20 protein-coding genes are annotated in these 20,776 nt (G+C 61.2%); 13 read left to right on the top strand and 7 right to left on the bottom strand.

Annotated features, from left to right (window positions below):
- Nucleotides 1–14: 14 nt before the first annotated feature.
- From rsfS to J1G18_RS06195, 11 genes are all read left to right on the top strand, one after another.
- Nucleotides 15–509, top strand: coding sequence for a ribosome silencing factor (gene rsfS, locus J1G18_RS06245; RefSeq protein ID WP_007960601.1), 495 nt, complete (start codon nt 15–17; stop codon nt 507–509).
- Nucleotides 510–518: 9 nt separating this feature from the next.
- Nucleotides 519–986, top strand: a complete 468-nt coding sequence (gene rlmH, locus J1G18_RS06240) for a 23S rRNA (pseudouridine(1915)-N(3))-methyltransferase RlmH (protein WP_003185785.1) — start codon at nt 519–521, stop codon at nt 984–986.
- 10 nt (nt 987–996) lie between these two features.
- On the top strand, nt 997–2,892 hold the full coding sequence (gene mrdA, locus J1G18_RS06235) for a penicillin-binding protein 2 (RefSeq protein WP_027612897.1): 1,896 nt from the start codon (nt 997–999) through the stop codon (nt 2,890–2,892).
- Nucleotides 2,893–2,923: 31 nt separating this feature from the next.
- Entirely contained in the window at nt 2,924–4,027 is a 1,104-nt protein-coding gene (rodA, locus tag J1G18_RS06230) for a rod shape-determining protein RodA (protein WP_166497270.1), read from the top strand.
- Between the two features lie 17 nt (nt 4,028–4,044).
- Nucleotides 4,045–5,055 carry a lytic murein transglycosylase B gene (mltB, locus tag J1G18_RS06225; RefSeq protein ID WP_007960589.1) on the top strand — a complete coding sequence of 337 codons (1,011 nt, stop codon included), beginning with the start codon at nt 4,045–4,047 and terminating at the stop codon, nt 5,053–5,055.
- A complete protein-coding gene (locus tag J1G18_RS06220) occupies nt 5,055–6,065 on the top strand; it encodes a septal ring lytic transglycosylase RlpA family protein (RefSeq protein WP_007960588.1) in 1,011 nt (336 codons plus the stop codon). The genes mltB and J1G18_RS06220 overlap by 1 nt, the downstream gene beginning before the upstream one ends.
- 187 nt (nt 6,066–6,252) lie before the next feature.
- On the top strand, nt 6,253–7,410 hold the full coding sequence (locus tag J1G18_RS06215; protein WP_003228546.1) for a D-alanyl-D-alanine carboxypeptidase family protein: 1,158 nt from the start codon (nt 6,253–6,255) through the stop codon (nt 7,408–7,410).
- A gap of 85 nt (nt 7,411–7,495) precedes the next feature.
- Nucleotides 7,496–7,771, top strand: a complete 276-nt coding sequence (locus tag J1G18_RS06210; RefSeq protein ID WP_223007244.1) for a DUF493 domain-containing protein — start codon at nt 7,496–7,498, stop codon at nt 7,769–7,771.
- Nucleotides 7,771–8,418 carry a lipoyl(octanoyl) transferase LipB gene (gene lipB, locus J1G18_RS06205; protein WP_096796301.1) on the top strand — a complete coding sequence of 216 codons (648 nt, stop codon included), beginning with the start codon at nt 7,771–7,773 and terminating at the stop codon, nt 8,416–8,418. Before J1G18_RS06210 ends, lipB begins: the two co-directional genes overlap by 1 nt.
- A 25-nt stretch (nt 8,419–8,443) precedes the next feature.
- Nucleotides 8,444–9,442: a lipoyl synthase gene (gene lipA, locus J1G18_RS06200; RefSeq protein ID WP_160768663.1), complete on the top strand. Its 999-nt coding sequence runs from the start codon at nt 8,444–8,446 to the stop codon at nt 9,440–9,442.
- Nucleotides 9,443–9,571: 129 nt separating this feature from the next.
- On the top strand, nt 9,572–10,522 hold the full coding sequence (locus J1G18_RS06195; protein ID WP_223007243.1) for an LD-carboxypeptidase: 951 nt from the start codon (nt 9,572–9,574) through the stop codon (nt 10,520–10,522).
- 126 nt (nt 10,523–10,648) lie between these two features.
- Here the strand turns inward: J1G18_RS06195 and J1G18_RS06190 are convergent, their stop codons facing one another.
- The 5 genes from J1G18_RS06190 to leuS all read right to left on the bottom strand — a co-directional run bounded on the left by J1G18_RS06190 (nt 10,649) and on the right by leuS (nt 16,774).
- A complete protein-coding gene (locus J1G18_RS06190; protein WP_223007242.1) occupies nt 10,649–11,971 on the bottom strand; it encodes a lytic murein transglycosylase in 1,323 nt (440 codons plus the stop codon).
- Nucleotides 11,972–12,032: 61 nt separating this feature from the next.
- Nucleotides 12,033–12,197: an alternative ribosome rescue factor ArfA gene (gene arfA / locus J1G18_RS06185; protein ID WP_027612891.1), complete on the bottom strand. Its 165-nt coding sequence runs from the start codon at nt 12,195–12,197 to the stop codon at nt 12,033–12,035.
- Between the two features lie 199 nt (nt 12,198–12,396).
- Entirely contained in the window at nt 12,397–13,434 is a 1,038-nt protein-coding gene (gene holA / locus J1G18_RS06180) for a DNA polymerase III subunit delta (protein ID WP_223007241.1), read from the bottom strand.
- Nucleotides 13,435–13,473: 39 nt separating this feature from the next.
- Nucleotides 13,474–14,079 (bottom strand): LPS assembly lipoprotein LptE, encoded by a 606-nt coding sequence (gene lptE / locus J1G18_RS06175; RefSeq protein ID WP_007960576.1) that lies wholly within the window; start codon nt 14,077–14,079, stop codon nt 13,474–13,476.
- Nucleotides 14,080–14,167: 88 nt separating this feature from the next.
- Complete coding sequence (gene leuS, locus J1G18_RS06170; RefSeq protein WP_108183903.1) at nt 14,168–16,774, bottom strand: leucine--tRNA ligase; 2,607 nt, start codon at nt 16,772–16,774, stop codon at nt 14,168–14,170.
- Between the two features lie 256 nt (nt 16,775–17,030).
- Here leuS and J1G18_RS06165 point away from each other — a divergent pair, with 256 nt between their 5' ends.
- A complete protein-coding gene (locus tag J1G18_RS06165; protein ID WP_096796296.1) occupies nt 17,031–17,354 on the top strand; it encodes a hypothetical protein in 324 nt (107 codons plus the stop codon).
- Nucleotides 17,355–17,459: 105 nt separating this feature from the next.
- Nucleotides 17,460–18,221, top strand: coding sequence for a YdcF family protein (locus J1G18_RS06160; protein ID WP_223007240.1), 762 nt, complete (start codon nt 17,460–17,462; stop codon nt 18,219–18,221).
- Nucleotides 18,222–18,393: 172 nt separating this feature from the next.
- On the opposite strand, the gene lnt is transcribed toward J1G18_RS06160, so the two are convergent.
- Together lnt and J1G18_RS06150 are read right to left on the bottom strand one after the other, a co-directional pair.
- On the bottom strand, nt 18,394–19,917 hold the full coding sequence (lnt, locus tag J1G18_RS06155; protein ID WP_134787404.1) for an apolipoprotein N-acyltransferase: 1,524 nt from the start codon (nt 19,915–19,917) through the stop codon (nt 18,394–18,396).
- A 17-nt stretch (nt 19,918–19,934) separates the two neighbouring features.
- The gene (locus J1G18_RS06150; RefSeq protein WP_027612886.1) at nt 19,935–20,774 is read right to left on the bottom strand and encodes an HlyC/CorC family transporter; all 840 of its coding nucleotides are present in this window, start codon (nt 20,772–20,774) and stop codon (nt 19,935–19,937) included.
- Nucleotides 20,775–20,776 lie beyond the last annotated feature (2 nt).

Below are 20,776 nucleotides of genomic sequence, written 5' to 3'. Positions count from 1 at the left end.
AAAACGAGTTTTATATGACTGACAAAGACGTAAGCAAAGTTAAGCGCAAAGGCACGTTCAAGAGCGCACCGCTGCCGGAAGTCGCCAACACCAACGAGCCGCTCAAGGGCGACGAGCTGGTCAAGGTTGCCGTGGCAGCTCTGGAAGACGTCAAGGCACAAGACATCCAGATCATCGATGTGCGCGACAAGCAGAGCATCACCGACTACATGATCATCGCCACCGGTACGTCCAATCGCCAGATCAACGCGATGCTGGACAAGGTCCGTGAAGAAGTCAAAAAGCAGGGCGCCAAGCCGCTGGGCGAAGAAGGCAAGGGCGACAGCGACTGGGTTCTGCTCGACCTGGACCTGGTGATCGTGCACATGATGACTGCCTCGGCGCGTCAGTTCTACGACCTGGAACGCCTGTGGGCCGGTGCCGAGCAAAGCCGTGCGGCAGACGCCAAGCACCACAGCCCGGAAAACACCCACGAGCATTTCACCAAGCTCAACAAAGACCAGCTGTAAGGGATTGCTGTGCGACTGCGACTGATCGCCGTCGGTTCACGCATGCCCAAGTGGGTGGAAGAAGGCTGGCATGAATATGCCAAGCGTCTTCCGTCCGAGCTGGCGCTGGAACTGGTGGAAATTCCGCTCAATACCCGTGGCAAGAACGCCGACGTGGCCCGTTTCATCCGCCAGGAAGGCGAAGCCATGCTGGCCAAGGTCGGGCCGAACGAGCGGATCGTCACGCTGGAAGTCCACGGCAAGCCCTGGAGCACCGAGCAACTGGCGGTTGAACTCGACCGTTGGCGGCTGGATTCGCGCACGGTCAATTTCATGGTCGGTGGCCCCGAAGGGCTGGCGCCGGAAGTCTGCGCCCGCGCCGATCAGCGCTGGTCGTTGTCGCCGCTGACCTTGCCGCACCCGCTGGTGCGGATCCTGATCGGCGAACAGCTGTACCGTGCCTGGACCGTGCTGTCCGGTCACCCTTACCACAAGTAGTCCTGCCCTCATGTCTCAGCCGATCCGCATCAAGGACCACGAAAAGGACGCCCGCCTGGTGCGTAGCCGCGTCGTGTTCGGGGCCATTGCGGTCATGCTGTTGATCTGCGTGCTGATTGCGCGGCTGTACTACTTGCAGGTGATCCAGTACGAGTACCACTCGACGCTCTCGGAAAACAACCGCGTCCATGTGCAGCCGATTCCGCCGACCCGCGGCTTGATCTTCGACCGCAACGGCGTGGTGGTGGCGGACAACCGCCCGAGCTTCAGCCTGAGCATGACCCGCGAGCGTTCCGGCGACTGGCAGCAAGTGCTCGACGTGATCGTCGAAGTGCTGCAACTGACGCCCGAGGACCGGGTGATCTTCGAGAAACGCATGCGTCAGGGGCGTCGGCCATTCGAGCCGGTGCCGATCCTGTTTGAGTTGACCGAAGAGCAGATCGCCCGGATCGCGGTTAACCAGTTCCGCCTGCCTGGGGTGGAAGTGGTCGCGCAGCTGGTGCGCCACTACCCGCAGGGCGCGCATTTTGCGCACTCGGTGGGTTACATGGGGCGCATCAACGAGAAAGAGCTGAAGACCCTCGACCCGGTCAACTACAGCGGCACCCACCACATCGGCAAGACCGGCATCGAGCGTTTCTACGAGCCGGAGCTGCACGGCCAGGTGGGGTACGAGGAAGTCGAAACCAACGCTCGGGGCCGCGTATTGCGCGTGCTCAAGCGTACCGATCCGATTCCCGGCAAGGACATCGTCCTGAGCCTGGACATCAAACTGCAGGAAGCGGCCGAAGCCGCGCTGGGCGGGCGTCGCGGCGCGGTGGTGGCGCTCGATCCGAAGACTGGCGAAGTGCTGGCGATGGTCAGCCAGCCGAGTTTCGACCCGAACCTGTTCGTCACCGGCATCAGCTTCAAGGCCTATGCCGAACTGCGCGATTCCATCGACCGGCCGCTGTTCAACCGCGTGCTGCGCGGCCTGTACCCGCCGGGTTCGACGATCAAGCCGGCGGTGGCGATTGCCGGTCTCGATTCTGGCGTAGTGACAGCGTCGAGCCGGGTGTTCGACCCCGGTTACTACATGCTGCCCAACTACGATCACAAGTACCGCAACTGGAACCGCACCGGTGACGGCTTCGTCGATCTCGACACGGCGATCATGCGTTCCAACGACACCTACTTCTATGACCTGGCGCACAAGCTGGGCATCGATCGGTTGTCGGCCTACATGAACAAGTTCGGCATCGGCCAGAAGGTCTCGCTGGACATGTTCGAAGAATCCCCCGGCCTGATGCCGTCCCGCGAGTGGAAGCGTGCGACGCGCAAGCAGGCGTGGTTCCCGGGTGAAACTCTGATTCTGGGGATTGGCCAGGGTTATATGCAGTCCACACCGTTGCAACTGGCGCAGGCCACGGCGCTGGTCGCCAACAAAGGCATCTGGAACCGGCCGCACCTGGCCAAGACCATTGAGGGCGCCAAACCGGTAGACGAGAACCCGATGCCGGACATCGTCCTGCGCGATCCGTCGGACTGGACCAAGGTCAACCACGGCATGCAGCAGGTGATGCACGGCGCCCGGGGTACTGCGCGCAAGGCAGCAATCGGTGCGCAATACCGCATCGCCGGCAAGTCCGGTACCGCTCAGGTCGTCGCGATCAAACAAGGTGAAAAATACGACCGTTCCAAGGTTCAGGAGCGCCACCGCGACCACGCCTTGTTCGTTGGTTTCGCCCCGGCCGACAACCCGAAAATAGTGGTTTCGGTGATGGTCGAGAACGGTGAGTCCGGCTCCGGTGTCGCCGCGCCAGTGGTGCGTCAGGTCATGGATGCCTGGCTTCTGGATCAGGATGGTCGATTGAAGGCCGAATACGCCGGTCCTATCAGTGCGGAGGCTACGGCCCGTGATGAATAATTTTGATCGCATGCTCTCCAGTGAGGATGTGATGCGTCGCCGGGCGACGCTGCTGCAACGCCTGCATATCGATGGCCCGCTGTTGATCCTGCTGCTGATCCTCGCTGCGGGCAGTCTGTTCGTGCTGTATTCGGCCAGTGGCAAAAGCTGGGATCTGCTGGGCAAACAAGCCACTTCGTTCGGCATCGGCCTGGTGTCGATGATTGTCATCGCCCAGTTCGAACCACGGTTCATGGCGCGTTGGGTACCGCTCGGTTACGTGATCGGCGTGGTGCTGCTGTTGGTGGTGGACATCATGGGCCACAACGCCATGGGCGCGACGCGCTGGATCAACATCCCCGGGGTGATCCGCTTCCAGCCCTCGGAGTTCATGAAGATTCTGATGCCGGCGACGATTGCCTGGTATCTGTCCAAACGCACGCTACCGCCGCAACTCAAGCATGTCGGCATCAGCCTGATGCTGATCGGCGTGCCGTTCATTCTGATCGTGCGCCAGCCTGACCTTGGTACGTCACTGCTGATTCTGGCCGGCGGCGCGTTCGTGCTGTTCATGGGCGGGCTGCGCTGGCGCTGGATCCTCAGCGTGCTGGCCGCCGCCGTACCGGTGGCGATCGCCATGTGGTTCTTCATCATGCACGACTACCAGAAGCAGCGGATCCTGACCTTCCTCGACCCGGAAAGCGATCCGCTCGGCACCGGCTGGAACATCATCCAGTCGAAAGCCGCGATCGGTTCCGGCGGTGTGTTCGGCAAGGGTTGGCTGCTGGGCACCCAGTCGCACCTGGACTTTTTGCCGGAAAGCCACACCGACTTCATCATCGCCGTACTGGGCGAGGAGTTCGGCCTGGTGGGCATCTGCGCGCTGCTGCTGATCTATCTGTTGCTGATCGGTCGCGGCCTGGTGATTACCGCCCAGGCGCAGACGCTGTTTGGCAAATTGCTCGCCGGCGCGCTGACCATGACGTTTTTTGTTTATGTTTTCGTCAACATCGGTATGGTCAGTGGCCTGTTGCCGGTGGTGGGGGTGCCGTTGCCCTTCATTAGCTACGGAGGAACTTCGCTGGTGACACTGCTGTCAGCGTTTGGGGTTTTGATGTCGATTCATACGCATCGCAAGTGGATCGCACAGGTTTGAATAAGGTGAAGAGTTCAATGCAAGTCATGCGCAGCTGGGCGACTCGTTACGCGCCGTGGGTCGGCCTGGTCGGCATCCTTGGCAGCGCGCAGGAAGCGCTGGCCGGCGATTACGAAGGCTCACCGCAGGTGGCCGAATTCGTCGGTGAAATGACCCGCGACTACGGTTTTGCCGGCGAGCAACTGATGGCGGTGTTCCGCGAGGCGCAGCGCAAGCAGGCGATTCTCGACGCCATCTCCAAACCCGCCGAGCGGGTCAAGCAGTGGAAAGAATATCGCCCGATGTTCATCACCGACGCGCGCATCGCCCGTGGTGTGGACTTCTGGCGCCAGCACGAGGCCGTGCTGGCCCGTGCCGAGCAGGAGTACGGTGTACCGGCACAAGTCATCGTGTCGATCATTGGCGTCGAGACCTTTTTCGGACGTAATACCGGCAATTACCGGGTGATTGATGCGTTGTCCACGCTCGGTTTCGACTATCCTCCCCGTGCCGAATTTTTCCGCAAGGAATTGCGTGAGTTCCTGCTGCTGGCCCGTGAAGAACAGGTCGATCCATTGACCCTCAAAGGCTCGTACGCCGGGGCGATGGGCCTGCCGCAATTCATGCCGAGCAGCTTTCGCGCCTATGCGGTGGATTTCGACGGTGACGGTCACATCAATATCTGGACCAATCCGGACGATGCGATCGGCAGCGTGGCCAGTTACTTCAAACGGCATGGCTGGGTCGCCGGGGAACCAGTGGTCAGTCGCGCCGATGTGCGCGGCGAGCAGGTCGATGAAGGCCTGACCACCGGCATCGAGCCGACGAAAACGGTCGGAGAGTTGCGGGCGTTGGGCTGGTCAAGTCATGATGCGCTGCGCGATGATATGCCGGTTACTGCATTTCGCCTCGAAGGCGACAACGGCCCTGAATACTGGATGGGCCTGAAGAATTTCTACGCGATCACGCGTTATAACCGCAGCGTGATGTACGCCATGGCCGTACATCAACTGTCTGAAGAGCTGGTAAAAGCACGGGGCGTCAAGTAATGCGGGCATTGCCTATCAATAAACCCCTGAAGCTGGTGGCATTCGCCGCGTTGGCGGTGCTGGTCGCCAGCTGTTCGACCAGCCGCGCGCCAACCCAGAAGACTTCGTCCACCGCCGTACGCGCGCAGCCGGGGCTGGACATCAACCGCGCGCACAAAGACGGCGCGCCGTGGTGGGATGTCGATGTTTCGCGGATCCCGGACGCCACGCCGACCCTGCACACCGGCCCGTACAAGGCCAACCCGTACACCGTGCTGGGCAAGACCTATTTCCCGTTGCAGGAATCCAAGACCTACGTCGCCTCGGGCACGGCGTCTTGGTACGGCACCAAGTTCCACGGGCAGAACACCGCCAACGGCGAGGTGTATGACCTGTACGGCATGAGTGCCGCTCACAAGACTCTGCCACTGCCAAGTTACGTTCGGGTGACCAACCTGGACAACAACAAGAGCGTGATCCTGCGGGTCAACGATCGCGGGCCGTTCTATTCGGACCGGATCATCGACTTGTCCTACGCGGCCGCGAAGAAGCTCGGTTATGCCGAAATCGGCACCGCGCGGGTCAAGGTCGAGGGCATCGATCCGCAGCAATGGTGGGCCGCCAAGGGCCGTCCGGCGCCCCTGATGCTCAACGAGCCGCAAGTCGCGCAGAATAGCGCCCCGGTGATCACGGCGTCGGCCGGTACCATCGAGCAGTGGACCCCGCCGCCGCAGCAACATGCCTCTGATACTGTCCCTGTACAGATCAGCGCAAAAAAAAACGCTTCTGCACCAGCGTCTGGCCAGTATCTGCAGGTGGGCGCGTTCGCCAACCCGGACGCTGCAGAACTCCTGAGGTCGAAGCTCAGCGGGATGGTGAGCGCTCCGGTGTTCATCAGCTCGATCGTGCGCAATCAGCAGACCCTGCACCGGGTACGCCTGGGGCCGATCGGGTCGCCGGGTGAGATCGCGCAGGTGCAGAACAGCGTGCGCCTGGCCAATCTCGGCTCGCCGAGCGTGGTCACCGAGTAAGAAACGTAGCACTTGATTGACGGTTCACTTGCGGTTTTGGGGGGTGAACCAGGTTGTTGGCTCGTCGAAGAACAAAAGCCCGGCAAGGGTGACTGGAGTGAGCAACTGAACACGCGATGGCCCGTTAGAAGGCTGTCTGAATAGTTTTGCCTTCGGGCAAGTTTCCATTAGCGATTTCGAGAGACGGATGAACATCACCACCTTTGCCAAACGCCTGTGTCTGCTAGTCCCGCTGCTCCTCTCGCCAGCCGCTTTCGCGGCCGAGATGATGCCGTCGCCACCTCAACTGGCTGCAAAAGCCTACGTGCTCATGGACGCCAGCAGCGGCAACGTGCTGGTGGAGAACAACGGTGACCAGCGTCTGCCGCCAGCCAGCCTGACCAAACTGATGACCGCGTACATCGCTACGCTGGAAATCCGTCGTGGCCAGATCGGTGAGAACGACCCGGTGACCGTCAGCGAAAACGCCTGGCGTACCGGCGGCTCGCGGATGTTCATCAAAGTCGGCTCGCAAGTGACCGTCAGCGACCTGCTGCACGGCATCATCATCCAGTCCGGCAACGACGCCAGCGTGGCGCTGTCCGAGCACATCGCCGGCAGCGAAGACGCGTTCGCCGACCTGATGAACAAGACGGTCGCCGATCTGGGCATGACCAACTCGCACTTCATGAACCCGACCGGTCTGCCGAACCCTGAGCACTATTCGTCGGCTCACGACATGGCGATCCTGGCCCGTGCGATCATCCACGAAGACCCGGCTCACTACGCGATCTACTCGCAGAAAGAGTTCTTCTGGAACGGCATCAAGCAGCCTAACCGCAACCTGCTGCTGTGGCGCGACAAGACCGTTGACGGTCTGAAAACCGGTCACACCGACGAAGCCGGCTACTGCATGGTGTCCTCGGCTGTACGTGATGGCCAGCGTCTGATCGCCGTGGTGTTCGGCACCAACAGCGAAGTGGCGCGTGCCGCTGAAACCCAGAAGCTGCTGACCTACGGTTTCCGTTTCTTCGAAACCCAGACCTTCTACCAGAAGGGCACCGAACTGGCTCAGGCCCCGGTGTGGAAAGGCACCACCAGTCAAGTCAAGGCCGGCCTGGCTGAAGACCTGACCATGACCCTGCCAAAAGGCCAGCTGAAAAAGCTCGCTGCCAGCATGACCATGAACCCGCAACTGACCGCACCAATCGCCAAGGGCGACGTGATCGGTAAAGTCGAAGTGAAACTGGACGACAAGGTGGTGCACAGCGCCGACCTGATCGCTCTGGACGCTGTCGAGGAGGGTGGTATCTTCCGCCGCATGTGGGATAGCATCCGTCTATTCTTCTACGGCTTGTTCAACTGATTTGTGTTGACCTGCATGGCCCCGCCCCGATCCGGTGCGGGGCCATGTGCGTTACCACGGCTTGCGCTCTAGAGGCCGTTACGCCATGACCGATTCCGAAGTAAAGGCGCCAAAGATCGAATTTCCGCAGACTGATTATCCGATTAAGGTGATCAGCGATACGGGCGTCGGCAACAAAGACAAAATCATCGACATCGTCAAGAAACACGCGACCATCAATGATGAGCGCATCGACGAGCGTCAAAGCAGCAACGGCAAGTACACCACCATTCAGCTGCACATCGTCGCGACAGACCAGGATCAGCTGTACAACATCAACAGCGAACTGCGGGCTTCCGGTTTCGTGCACATGGTGTTGTGATGCCGGGCACGCTGGGCTTTCGCGAACTTGGCCAGATGGCTTACGAGCCGGTCTGGCATGCCATGCAACGCTTCACCAACGAACGCGGCAGCGATGCCGCCGACGAAATCTGGCTGGTCGAGCACCCACCGGTGTTCACCCAGGGCCAGGCCGGCAAGGCCGAACACCTGTTGCTGCCGGGCGATATCCCGGTGGTACAGGTCGATCGCGGCGGGCAGGTGACTTATCATGGCCCGGGCCAATTGGTGGCTTACCTGTTGCTGGATGTGCGCAAGCTGGGCTTTGGCGTACGTGATCTGGTCACGCGCATGGAACAGTGCCTGATCGAATTGCTGGACAGCTACGGCGTGACCGCTGTAGCCAAGCCAGATGCTCCCGGCGTCTACGTCGACGGAGCGAAAATCGCTTCTCTGGGTTTGCGGATTCGCCACGGTTGCTCCTTTCATGGCCTGGCCCTGAACGTGGATATGAACCTGGAGCCGTTTCGACGGATTAATCCCTGCGGCTATGCCGGGCTGGCGATGACCCAGCTGAGCGATCACGCAGGATCGATTGAATTTGCCGAGGTAAGTGCCCGGCTGCGCGCGCAGCTCGTCAAACACCTCGACTATGCTGAGCAGACGACCCTGACGGGCGGAATCGACTGATATGACTACTGATGCAGTGCAAACCATGATCCCGACGCTCGACGTGACCGAGCGCCCGGCCCCGCGTCCCAAGGTTGAAGCCGGCGTCAAGCTGCGCGGCGCCGAGAAGGTTGCACGCATCCCGGTAAAGATAATTCCGACCACCGAACTGCCGAAGAAACCCGACTGGATTCGCGTGCGCATCCCGGTTTCGCCGGAAGTCGACCGGATCAAGAGTCTGCTGCGCAAGCACAAGCTGCACAGCGTCTGCGAAGAAGCCTCCTGCCCGAACCTGGGCGAGTGCTTCTCCGGCGGCACCGCGACCTTCATGATCATGGGCGACATCTGCACCCGTCGTTGCCCGTTCTGCGACGTTGGCCACGGTCGTCCGAAACCACTGGACGTCAACGAGCCGGAGAGCCTGGCGATCGCCATTGCCGACCTCAAGCTCAAGTACGTGGTGATCACCTCGGTTGACCGCGACGACCTGCGTGACGGCGGTGCCCAGCACTTTGCTGATTGCATCCGCGAGATCCGCAAGCTGTCGCCGAACGTGCAGCTGGAAACCCTGGTCCCGGACTACCGTGGCCGCATGGACATCGCCTTGGAAATCACCGCTGCCGAGCCGCCGGATGTGTTCAACCACAACCTGGAAACCGTGCCGCGCCTGTACAAGGCTGCGCGTCCGGGTTCGGATTACCAGTGGTCGCTGACCCTGCTGCAACGCTTCAAGCAGATGATGCCGCACATCCCGACCAAATCCGGCCTGATGCTGGGTCTGGGCGAGACCGACGAAGAAGTCATCGAAGTCATGAAGCGCATGCGCGAACACGACATTGACATGCTGACCCTCGGCCAGTACCTGCAACCGTCGCGCAGCCACTTGCCGGTGCAGCGTTTCGTGCACCCGGACACCTTCGCCTGGTTCGCCGAGGAAGGTTACAAGATGGGCTTCAAGAACGTTGCTTCCGGCCCGCTGGTACGTTCCTCGTATCACGCCGACGAGCAGGCGAAACTGGTCAAGGCTGAACTGCTCGGTTCCTGATCCGGCGCTGATAGCCTCGAAAAATACCCGCTTCGGCGGGTATTTTTGTTTGGGTCTGCCGCGCACTCTTTTGTTTGTCTCTGGACCTGACTACTGTGTCTGCAAGACTTTACACAGGGAGACCCATGGATGACCGTTCGACCGAACCACAGCCTTTTTCCGCATAAACCCGTACCGGCGCTGCCGTCCGAAGGGCTGATCGGCCTGATCGCGCCCGCCGGCCCCGGCGCACTGGACACGGAAAAGGCTGTGCAGTGGATGCGCGCTCGCGGCTATGCGTTGAAAGTGTTCCCCGGTGTCTACGAGAAGGACGGCTATCTGGCCGGCAGCGATGACGTACGCCTCAACGACCTGCATGCCGCTTTCGCCGATCCCGAAGTCGACGCGATCATCTGCCTGCGCGGCGGCTACGGTACGCCGCGTCTGCTGGACCGGATCGATTACGATCTGCTGAGTCGTCACGCCAAGCCGTTTGTCGGCTACAGCGACATCACCGCGCTGCATCTGGCGATCAGTCGCTACGCCGGGTTCGTGACCTTCCACGGCCCGCTGCTCAACGCCGATTTGCTGGGCGACAAGGAGCCGCCGACTGTCACCTCATTCTTCGCCATGCTGCGCGGTCAGTTGAAGGCGGGGAGTGTGTTGAGCCATCCGGTGGCTTATCCCTTGACCACCGTCGAACCGGGCATTGCGCACGGGCGTTTGCTCGGCGGCAATCTGGCGATGATCGCTGCAACGCTGGGCACACCGTATGAGATTGATGTCGAGGGCGTGATTCTGCTGATCGAGGACGTCAACGAGCCGCTGTATCGCATCGACCGTTTGCTCACGCAGATGCGCCTGGCTGGCAAGCTGGCCAGATTGCGCGGTGTGCTGGTGGGGGATGTCGCCGGGGTCGATGTCGAGGCGTTGAATCGCTTGCTCAAGCAGACGTTCGAGCCGTTACGGATTCCGGTGCTGTCGGGGTGGCGCAGCGGGCATTGTGATCCGAACCTGACGCTGCCGATGGGGGCGCTGGTGCGACTGGATGCGGGGAAGAAGGAATTGATGTTGGAACAGGATGTAGTGATCAAACGCTAGGGTTTGGTTGCCAGTGAGTCAGTCTTCGGGAGCAAGCCCCCTCCCACATTTGATTTGTGTCGTACACGGAACCAATGTGGGAGCGGGCTTGCTCGCGAAGGCGGCATCAGCCATACGACGATCTTTCTATTGGGAGCGCAGGCTCTCAAGCAACTTATGCGTCGGATAACCATCCGCCGGCCAGCCAAACGCCTGCTGGGCACTGCGGATCGCCTTGCGGGTATTGGCGCCAATAATCCCGTCCGCCGTGCCCGCATCGTAATTACGCGCGCTCAGCAGGTTCTGCAATTCGATGCGTTCGGAACGGCTCAGTGGCAGATCGTCTTTCGGCCATGTGCCATTGATCAGGCCTGCGCCATTGAGGCGCTCGGACAACAGACTGACCGCCAGTGCATAGGACGACGAGTTGTTGTACTTGAGGATCGCCCGGAAGTTATCGAGGATCAGGAACGCCGGGCCACGGTAACCGGCCGGCAGCAGCAGGGCGGCAGACAGTTGTTCCGAGCCGGCCGGGGCCTGACCGCCATTGGGCAGGATCACGCCCAGTTGCCGCCATTCAGCGACGGTCTTGCGAATCGCGCCATCGGCCAAGGTGTAGTTGAAGCCACTCGGCAGTTGCACTTCGAAGCCCCATGGCTGACCACGCTGCCAGCCGGAGCTTTGCAGGTAATGCGCTGTGGAGGCCAGGGCATCGGCCGGGCTGCCCCAGATGTCGCGGCGGCCGTCACCGTCGAAATCCACGGCGTGGGTGTTGTAGGTCGTCGGAATGAACTGGGTCTGGCCCATCGCGCCGGCCCACGAGCCAAGCATCTTTTCTGGCGTGATGTCGCCCTGTTGCAGGATCTGCAGCGCCGCGATCAGTTGTGCATGAGCAAATGCGGGGCGACGGCCTTCGTAGGCCAGGGTCGCCAGCGAGTTGATCACCGATTTGGTGCCCTGGAACTGACCGAAGTTGCTTTCCATGCCCCATACCGACACCAGTGCCTGGCGATCCACGCCATAACGCTGTTCGATGCTTTGCAGGATGTCGGCGTACTGACTGATCAGCGCCTGCCCCTTGCGCACCCGCAGCGGCGACAGGGCGCCGTCGAGGTATTCCCATACCGGACGAGAGAACTCCGGCTGGCTGCGGTCGGCTTTGATCACACTGGCATCGAAGCTGACATTGGCAAACGCGCGGTCGAACAGATCGGCGCGGATCCCGGCTGCCAAGGCATCCTTGCGGAAACCCGCCTGCCATTCGGCAAAGGTCTGGGTTGGCTGTAAATCGAGAGGGTCAGCGGACGGCACTACCGGCGGGATGATTGCCGGGGCTGTTGCGACAGGGGCGGCTTGAAGGGGTTGCGCATCGGCAGCGGTAGGTTTTTCCGCGCAGGCGACAAGCAGAATGAAGCTGGAGGCAGCGATCAGTTGGCGAACGGGCCAACGACGGGAAAGACTGAAGGGCATGCACAGTTCCAGGGGATACGAATCAGGTGCAGACCTTAACATGACCAGGGGGTGCTGTGCTTCAGGCAGCCAGAAAGTAAGAAGCCTCCCAGCTATTAGACTGGAAGGCTTCGCGGCGGTAGCTGCCTTTACCCTTGGTTGGTCGTTCCTGGCGACTGCGGAACAGGGGTTGGGCGATGATGGATTTGGCCTTGTTCGGGCCATGTTTCGATGGCTTTTTGCTCATGAGGGTTCTCTCGGTAGGTGGGTGCTGCGGGGCGAATAATCTGCCGAAGCCGCGCGTCTGTCCAGCCTCTATTGCGTAGGAATATTCTGACGCCTTCGCGAGCAAGCCCGCTCCCACAGTCGACCGAGTTCTATCATGTGAATGCGATCGACTGTGGGAGCGGGCTTGCCCGCGAAAGGGCGTTATGCGGTTGAACGTCTTACTCGGCGGGCAGTGAAAGACGCTGGCCCGACATCAACAGCGCCAACCGGCTCAGGCTCATCCAAGGGGAACCGGTGGCCTGACCCTTGATCTGCGCATCGATGCGCTGGGCTTCGAGCAACAACTGCGCCCAGCGTTGCGCCGAGTAGCGTTGCAGGGCTTTGCTCATCAGGGGTTTGCGCTTGTCCCAGACAGGCGGTTTCGCCTGGCTGAAGCACTTGTCCAGCGGCGTGCCCTGGCTGTACTGCAGCGAGATATTGGCCAGCAGGCGCAACTCCCGCGCCAGTGCCCAGAGAATCACCGGTGGCTCGACGCCTTCACCGCGCAGACCTTCAAGCATGCGCAAGGCGTGGGCCGGTTCGCCGTTGAGTACGGCGTCGGTCAGGCCAAACACGTCGAAGCGCGCACTGTCGGCCACCGCGGCCTGCACGGTTTCGACGGTGATCTGCCCACCTTCGGCCATCAACTTGAGCTTTTCGATTTCCTGCGCAGCGGCGAGCAGGTTGCCCTCGACGCGTGCGGCGATCAGTTCGACCGCGTCCTGGCTGGCCGACAAACCGGCTTGCGACAGACGCTGGCGAATCCAGCTCGGCAACTGGTTGGCATCCACCGGCCAGATCTGGATGAACTGGGTCTGCTGGCCTTCGACCAGCGCCTTGCCCCACTTGGTCTTCTGCGCACTGCCATCGAGCTTGGGCAAGCTGATCAGCAGCACCGTGTCTTCAGCGGGGCGCGAGCAGTATTCGATCAGCGCGGCAGCGCCCTTGTCACCGGGCTTGCCCGAAGGCAGGCGCAGTTCCAGTAGGCGTTTTTCGGCGAACAGCGACATGCTGGCGCCGGCCTGCAACAAGGTCCCCCAATCGAAATTGGCGTCGGCGGCGAACACCTGGCGTTCGTCGAAACCTTGCTGGCGGACAGCACTGCGAATGGCGTCGGCGGCTTCCTGGCACAACAGCGGGTCATCGCCGCTGATGATATAGACGGGCGCGAGCGCGCCTTGCAGGTGTTTGCCGAGTTGAGCGGGAGCGAGCTTCATAAGAGAGGGCGTACGGGGCGCCTGAGCGCCCCGTACGTCTTACTGCTGCGGCAGTTCGAGCGGCGACTGACGCGGTGTTTCCGCTTCAGCTTTCTGCGCCGCCTTCAGCGCGTCGGCTTCAGCCCGGGCACGGTCGTTGGCCGCTTGCTGCAATTGCTGCAGTTGGCCCGGCGTCAGCTGTTGCAGGCGCAGCATCATGCGCTGAACCAGTTCGCGACGGGTTTCGCGACGGGCGTCGTTGGCTTCCTGATCGGAGCCGACGAGGTTGTTGCCGTCGTGGATGAACACTTTCTGCACTTCAAGCTTGTCGCTCAGCAGGTTCAGATTGTGTTCGCCTACGATGTCGTAGTTCAGCACGGTGGTCACTTGGTACTCACCCGTACGACCGGCACCGGCGTAGCTGAGGATACGCTGGTTTTCCTGTTCGTCAGCCAGATACAGCTTGTACGGTGCACCGCTGTAGACCTTGACGCCGCTGGACTCGAGCACCTGACGCAGCTGGGTGACGGTCTCGCCATACGCGTTACGGGCGCTCAGATCGAGCTCCTTGATCGACAGTTCGTTGGTGCCGGTGCCACGCAGCTGGAAACCGCAGGCGCTCAGCAGAACGGCGAGGCCCATCACCAGCAGATTGCGTTTGATCATTGTGTTGCTCCCCTTGAAACCATGTGGGCCGACCCTGCGGCCCGAAAGGTTTTACAGTGCGTCAGGCGAACCTGACGCCCAATCCAATTTAGCTGGCGACGATGTTGACCAGTTTCCCCGGTACAACGATCACTTTGCGAATGGTCAGACCGTCGACGAAACGCAGCACGTTTTCGTTTGCGCGCGCAGCCGCTTCAACTTCTTCGCGGGTGGCGCTGGCCGGCATTTCGATCTGGCCACGCAGCTTGCCGTTCACTTGAATGACCAGTTGCAGGCTGTCCTGCACCAGTGCGCTTTCATCGACCGCAGGCCAGCCGGCATCGATCACCGGGTCAGCGTGGCCCAGTTGATTCCACAGCTCATGGCTGATGTGCGGCGTGATCGGAGCCAGCAACAACGTGACAGCTTCCAGACCTTCGTGAATCAGCGCGCGGTCCTGTTCGGTGCCTTGCGCAGCTTTTTCCAGCACGTTCATCAGCGTCATCACCTGAGCGATGGCGGTGTTGAATTTGTGGTTCTGGCCGACGTCGTGGCTGGCTTGTTTGATGGCCAGGTGGATGGCGCGGCGCACGGCTTTCTGCTCGTCGTTCAGACCGGCGATGTCCAGTTTGCCCGGCAGGCCCTGGGTCACATGGGCCTGCGCCAGACGCCAGACGCGCTTGAGGAAGCGGTGCGAGCCTTCAACGCCGGAGTCCGACCATTCGGCGCTCATGTCAGGCGGCGAAGCGAACATCATGAACAGGCGGCAGGTGTCGGCGCCGAACTGATCGATCATCGACTGTGGGTCGACACCGTTGTTCTTCGACTTGGCCATTTTTTCGGTGCCACCGATTTCCACCGGCAAGCCGTCGGATTTCAATTTGGCGCTGATGACCTTGGCCTTGCTGTCACGCTCCAGTTCCACGTCCGCCGGGTTGAACCAGGTGTAGGCACCGTTGGCTTCGCGACGGTAGTAAGTCTCGGCGATCACCATGCCCTGGGTCAGCAGGTTCTTGAACGGCTCGTTGGAGCTGACCAGACCTTCGTCACGCATCAGCTTGTGGAAGAAGCGCGCGTACAGCAGGTGAAGAATGGCGTGTTCGATACCGCCGATGTACTGATCCACCGGTAGCCAGTGGTCGGCCGCGGATTTTTCCACCAGGCCACCTTCGAAGTGCGGCGAGGCGTAACGGGCGTAGTACCACGAGGACTCGACGAAGGTGTCCATGGTGTCGGTTTCACGCTTGGCAGGCTGGCCGCATTTCGGGCAGCTGCACTCGTAGAATTCCGGCATGCGTGCCAGCGGCGAACCGGCGCCGTCCGGCACCACGTCTTCCGGCAGCACCACCGGCAACTGGTCTTCCGGCACCGGCACGTCACCGCAGGTGGCGCAGTGGATGATCGGGATCGGACAGCCCCAGTAGCGCTGACGGCTGATGCCCCAGTCGCGCAGGCGGAACTGGGTACGCGAGGCGCCGAGGTTTTTCTTGATCAGGGCGACTTCCATGGCGTCGAACGCGCCGGTGAAGTCCAGGCCGTCGAACTCGCCGGAGTTGATCAGCGTGCCGTGCTCGCCGTAGGCGTCTTGCCACGGAGCCGGGTTGGTGTCGCCGGAGCTGGTGCGCACCACCGATTTCACCGGCAGGTTGTACTTGTGGGCGAATTCGAAATCGCGCTCGTCGTGCGCCGGGACCGCCATCACGGCGCCGTCGCCGTAGTGCATCAGCACGTAGTTGGCGACCCATACCGGGAGTTTTTCACCGGTCAGCGGGTGCTCGACGAACAGGCCGGTCGGCAGGCCTTTCTTCTCTTGAGTGGCGACGTCGGCTTCAGCCACGCTGCCGCCCTTGCACTCGGCGATGAACGCTTGCAGCTCAGGATTGTTCTGCGCGGCCTGGGTGGCCAGCGGGTGTTCGGCAGCCACGGCAACGTAGGTTGCGCCCATCAGGGTGTCCGGACGGGTGGTGAAGACCTTGAGGGTGCCTGCTTCGCCGATCGAGTCGACGTTGTACGGGAACTGCACTTCCATGCCGCGGGATTTGCCGATCCAGTTGCGCTGCATGGTCTTGACCTGTTCCGGCCAGCCAGTCAGTTCGTCGAGGCTCTCCAGCAGCTCATCCGCGTAAGCGGTGATCTTGAAGTAGTACATCGGGATTTCGCGCTTTTCGATCAGCGCGCCGGAGCGCCAGCCGCGACCGTCGATCACCTGTTCGTTGGCCAGTACGGTCTGGTCGACCGGGTCCCAGTTCACGGTGCCGTTCTTGCGGTAGATCACACCTTTTTCGAACAGGCGAGTGAACAGCCATTGTTCCCAGCGGTAGTAATCCGGCTTGCAGGTGGTCACTTCACGGGACCAGTCCACCGCCAGGCCCAGGCTGCGCAGCTGGGACTTCATGTAGGCGATGTTTTCGTAGGTCCACTTGGCGGGCGCCACATTGTTCTTCATCGCGGCGTTTTCCGCCGGCATGCCGAAGGCGTCCCAACCCATCGGTTGCAGAACGTTCTTGCCTTGCATGCGCTGGTAGCGGGAGATCACGTCGCCGATGGTGTAGTTGCGCACGTGCCCCATGTGTAGCTTGCCGCTGGGGTAAGGGAACATCGACAGGCAGTAGTAGGTTTCCTTGCCTGGCTGTTCACTGACTTCAAAGGACTTTTGCTCGTCCCAGAACGACTGGGCGGCGGCTTCGATTTCACGGGGCTGATATTGTTCGTGCATGGCTACTTTTGTACTGGATAGGGGTGGCCTAATCCTCTTCAACGCGCCCTCCGGGGGATGCTCCGGACAGGCTGGAAGTGGAATGACAGGAAGCGCCGTAGCATACATGACCGCGCTTGGCCTAGGGAAACCCTGATTACAGCTGTCTGGCCCCGGAAAACCGTGGCGAGGGCCGTTGGTCGCGGCGTTCAGCCGGTTTGTGCAGCGAAGCTAAGCTCTTATTGGGGAGTGAGTCTTATCTTCAATGAGGTGAGGGATGGTGGAGCAACGGCAAAAAAACGTGACGAAACCCGAGTTGTATGAACGGTTGATGGATCGTCTGGGCATGGCGCTCGACGCTGCAAAAACCGCTGGCCGGCTGCGCGATGAGCGCCCCGTGGAACTGGAATTGCGTGGCTTGAGCCCCGCCGAGTTCAAACTGGTCAAGGCCTATCTGGATCGCAGTGAGCGTGAATCGCATGGATACCTGTCGCAGGCAGTGAAACAGCTCGATGCAGCACATTCAGCCAAGGTCATCTGGCTCAAGGACAAGGCGCCCGGCAGAGACACCGTAAAGGTTCGTTCTGTGCAGGCCAAGTAATCGCATGGCAGGTCAAGTAACGGATCTTTTCCAACAGGATCCTACCTATCGGTTGTAACGTTTCATTAACACTCTTAGGCTTCGGGCATCTCTGGAGATGCCCCGATGCCTTTTCGTTACTTCATCAAACAACTGCTCTTGCCGCCCGGCATTCTTTTGCTGCTGTTGCTGGTCGCCTGGTGGCTGCGCCGCTCCCGGCCACGGCTGGCCGGCCTGTGTTTTGCCCTTGGCCTGGGTGGTTTCTGGCTGATGAGCCTGCCGGTGGTTGTGCAATGGGGCGCCAAAGCGCTGGAGCGCGAACCGCCAATACCCCGTGATGCGTGGACGACACTGGCGCAGCGCGCCGATGCCATTGTGGTGCTGGGTTCCGGGCGCGAGCGCGGCGATCTGGCCTGGGGCGAAGATCAGCCGACTGGCGTGGGGCTGGAGCGTCAGCGCTATGCCGCGCGGCTGGCCAAGGCGTCCGGGTTGCCGATCCTGACCAGTGGTGGCTTGCATTACGGCACACCGCCGACGGAAGCGAAGCTGATGGCCGATTCGTTGCGCGATGATTTCGGCGTGACCACGCGCTGGCAGGAAGGCGAGAGCCGTACCACCTGGGAAAACGCCAAATTCAGCGCCGACATCTTGTTGCCACAAGGCATCAAGCGCGTCGTGGTGGTCACGCAGGCCTGGCACATGCCGCGCGCCGTGTGGTGTTTCCAGCAGGCAGGATTCGAAGTGGTGCCGGCGCCCGTCGGGTTTCTCGGAACCGATAATGCGCGCCCGTTTGGTGGCTGGCTGCCGGAGTTCAAGTCGATCTGGCAGAGCGGGCAGTTGCTGAATGAGGCGGTGGGGCAGGCGGGGTATTCGTTGTTTTACCGCTAAGAGCACTGTTTTGATAGGGCTTCCGTGGCGAGGGGATTTATCCCCGATGGGGGGCGAAGCCGCCCCAAAACCTGCATCTCGGACTTTCAGGTAAATCGAGTGCAATGGATTTGCGATGACTGCGTCATCGATCGGGGATAAATCCCCTCACCACAGTGTTTATGGATCGCTTTTAAAGGGTTTTCGACATCCGGCTCGCCATCAGCGCCCAGCCAAACAGCAGCACACAGACGATGATCAGCGGCCATGAACGCCATTGCAGGTACGGCGTCAGGTTGTGCATCGGCACCACTTCGCCATACAGAATGCCCTGTTCGAACTGCGGGATCTGCTCGGTGATCTGCCCGAACGGGTTGATCAGCCCAGTCACGCCATTGTTCGTAGCACGGATCATCCAGCGGCCTGCCTCAAGTGCGCGCATCTGCGCCATTTGCAGGTGTTGCAGCGGGCCGATCGAGGTGCCGAACCAGGTGTCGTTGCTGATCGTCAGCAGCAGATCGCTGCGTGCCGACAGCCCAGCGGCGAATTCCGGGTACACCACTTCGTAGCAGATGAATGGCGCGATTTGATAACCCTTGGCCTGCAGCAACGGCTGATCCGCCGGCCCGCGAGCGAAGTCGGACATCGGCAAGTCAAAGAACGCGATCAACCCGCGCAGCAGATCCTGCAACGGTACGTACTCACCGAACGGCACCAGTTTCTGCTTGAGGTAGGTGCCATCACCTTCGCCGACCACGGTGATGCCGTTGAAGAAGCGTTTTTCGTGACGAACCGTCTCGCGGATCGGCACCCCGGTGATCAGCGCCGATTTACGCTCGGCGGCGAAGTTACCCATCATGTTCAGGTAGCCCTCGGCGGACTCCTTGAGCACCGGTACCGCGGTTTCCGGCCAGATCAGCAGGTCCACCGGCTTCGAGCGAAAACTCAGGTCGCGATACAGCGCCAGTTGCGCGTTAAGCTGCGCCGGATCCCATTTCATGCTTTGTTCGACGTTGCCCTGAATCGCAGCGACGCTCAGTGCCGGGCCGGACGGACTGGTCCAGGCGTGGCCCTTGAGCGCAATACCCGCCACCCATGGCCCGACCAGCAACAGCAAACCGGCCGCGATAAAGCCTTTACGACCGGTTTGCAGCAGGCGCGGTGCGTTGTAGATCAGCGCCGCAGTCAGCGCCAGAACGAACGACACCAACCACATGCCGCCCACCGGCGCGAGCCCGGCCAATGGGCCGTCGAGCTGACTGTAACCGGAGTAGAGCCATGGAAAACCGGTGAGAAACCAGCCACGAAACGCTTCCTGACCGACCCACAGCGCGGCAAACGCCAGCGCATCGGCCAACGGTGCCTCGTTGCGGCGCAACCAGCGCGCCCAGACCCACGCGGGCAGGGCGAAGAACAGCGCGATCGCTGCGGTGAACAGCAACATCAGGAACCCGGCCAGCAGCACCGAGGCACCACCGAAGTGGTGGATGCTGTAGTAGATCCAACTGGTGCCGGCGCCGAACAGGCCGAAACCGAAACACCAGCCACGGCCCAGCGCCTGACGCGGTTTCAGCTCGCGCAGGCCGGCGTAGAACAGGCCGACCGCGAGCAAAGCCAGCGGCCAGATGTTGAACGGGGCCAGGGCGAAGGTGGTGATTGCACCGGCCGCCACGGCCAGCAGGTTACCGGGCCAGCCGGGGCGGGTTGTCCAGCGCATTTCAGTCCTTAGATTTCTTACCGGGCGATAGGGGTCAGTCGCAGCAAATGAATCCGACGGCTGTCGGCGTTCAGGATGCGGAAACGATAGGCGCCGATTTCAGTGATTTCGTTGCGTTTTGGCAAGTGCCCGAACGCGCTCATCACCAGGCCGCCGACGGTGTCGAACTCGTCGTCGGAGAATTCGCTGTCGAAGAACTCGTTGAAGTTCTCGATCGGTGTCAGGGCCTTGATCAGGAAATCACCGCTGGGCAGCGGCTTGATGTAGCTGTCTTCTTCGACGTCGTGCTCGTCTTCGATGTCGCCGACGATCTGTTCCAGCACGTCTTCAATCGTCACCAGGCCGGCGACGCCGCCGTACTCGTCGATGACGATGGCCATGTGGTTGTGGTTGGCGCGGAATTCACGCAGCAACACGTTCAGACGCTTGGACTCCGGCACGAAGGTGGCCGGGCGCAGCAGGTCCTTGATGTTGAAGCTGTCGCCGTTCTCCTTGAGGATCAGCGGCAGCAGATCCTTGGCCAGCAGCACGCCCATCACGTCGTCGTGGCTTTCGCCGATGACCGGATAGCGCGAGTGGGCCGAGTCGACCACGGCCGGGAGGAATTCACGGGGTGTCTGGTTCGCCTTGATGCTGATCATCTGCGAGCGCGGCACCATGATGTCGCGTACTTGCAGGTCAGCCACCTGAATGGCGCCTTCGACGATGGCCAGCGCTTCGCTGTCCAGCAGTTTGTTCTGATGTGCATCACGCAGCAGCTCAAGCAGCTCCTGACGGTTCTTCGGCTCGTGGGCAAAAGCCTGGGTCAGTTTACCCAGCCATGACTTCTGCCCGTTGCTCGATCGATCTTCGCTCATAG

Origin of the sequence: Pseudomonas sp. MIS38, from assembly GCF_019891575.1 — a bacterium.
In the GTDB taxonomy this organism is placed as follows: domain Bacteria; phylum Pseudomonadota; class Gammaproteobacteria; order Pseudomonadales; family Pseudomonadaceae; genus Aquipseudomonas; species Aquipseudomonas putida_A.
The sequence above is the reverse complement of the archived record's forward strand: the minus strand, read 5'-3'. Positions and strand labels throughout refer to the sequence as shown.

Excerpts from the sequence above, each read along its gene's own strand:
- rsfS (WP_007960601.1), top strand. The coding sequence starts at position 15 with ATGACTGACAAAGACGTAAGCAAAGTTAAGCGCAAAGGCACGTTCAAG.
- mrdA (WP_027612897.1), top strand. The coding sequence starts at position 997 with ATGTCTCAGCCGATCCGCATCAAGGACCACGAAAAGGACGCCCGCCTG.
- rodA (WP_166497270.1), top strand. The coding sequence starts at position 2,924 with ATGCGTCGCCGGGCGACGCTGCTGCAACGCCTGCATATCGATGGCCCG.
- mltB (WP_007960589.1), top strand. The coding sequence starts at position 4,045 with ATGCAAGTCATGCGCAGCTGGGCGACTCGTTACGCGCCGTGGGTCGGC.
- J1G18_RS06220 (WP_007960588.1), top strand. The coding sequence starts at position 5,055 with ATGCGGGCATTGCCTATCAATAAACCCCTGAAGCTGGTGGCATTCGCC.
- J1G18_RS06215 (WP_003228546.1), top strand. The coding sequence starts at position 6,253 with ATGAACATCACCACCTTTGCCAAACGCCTGTGTCTGCTAGTCCCGCTG.
- J1G18_RS06210 (WP_223007244.1), top strand. The coding sequence starts at position 7,496 with ATGACCGATTCCGAAGTAAAGGCGCCAAAGATCGAATTTCCGCAGACT.
- lipB (WP_096796301.1), top strand. The coding sequence starts at position 7,771 with ATGCCGGGCACGCTGGGCTTTCGCGAACTTGGCCAGATGGCTTACGAG.
- lipA (WP_160768663.1), top strand. The coding sequence starts at position 8,444 with ATGATCCCGACGCTCGACGTGACCGAGCGCCCGGCCCCGCGTCCCAAG.
- J1G18_RS06195 (WP_223007243.1), top strand. The coding sequence starts at position 9,572 with ATGACCGTTCGACCGAACCACAGCCTTTTTCCGCATAAACCCGTACCG.
- J1G18_RS06190 (WP_223007242.1), bottom strand. The coding sequence starts at position 11,971 with ATGCCCTTCAGTCTTTCCCGTCGTTGGCCCGTTCGCCAACTGATCGCT.
- arfA (WP_027612891.1), bottom strand. The coding sequence starts at position 12,197 with ATGAGCAAAAAGCCATCGAAACATGGCCCGAACAAGGCCAAATCCATC.
- holA (WP_223007241.1), bottom strand. The coding sequence starts at position 13,434 with ATGAAGCTCGCTCCCGCTCAACTCGGCAAACACCTGCAAGGCGCGCTC.
- lptE (WP_007960576.1), bottom strand. The coding sequence starts at position 14,079 with ATGATCAAACGCAATCTGCTGGTGATGGGCCTCGCCGTTCTGCTGAGC.
- leuS (WP_108183903.1), bottom strand. The coding sequence starts at position 16,774 with ATGCACGAACAATATCAGCCCCGTGAAATCGAAGCCGCCGCCCAGTCG.
- J1G18_RS06165 (WP_096796296.1), top strand. The coding sequence starts at position 17,031 with ATGGTGGAGCAACGGCAAAAAAACGTGACGAAACCCGAGTTGTATGAA.
- J1G18_RS06160 (WP_223007240.1), top strand. The coding sequence starts at position 17,460 with ATGCCTTTTCGTTACTTCATCAAACAACTGCTCTTGCCGCCCGGCATT.
- lnt (WP_134787404.1), bottom strand. The coding sequence starts at position 19,917 with ATGCGCTGGACAACCCGCCCCGGCTGGCCCGGTAACCTGCTGGCCGTG.
- J1G18_RS06150 (WP_027612886.1), bottom strand. The coding sequence starts at position 20,774 with ATGAGCGAAGATCGATCGAGCAACGGGCAGAAGTCATGGCTGGGTAAA.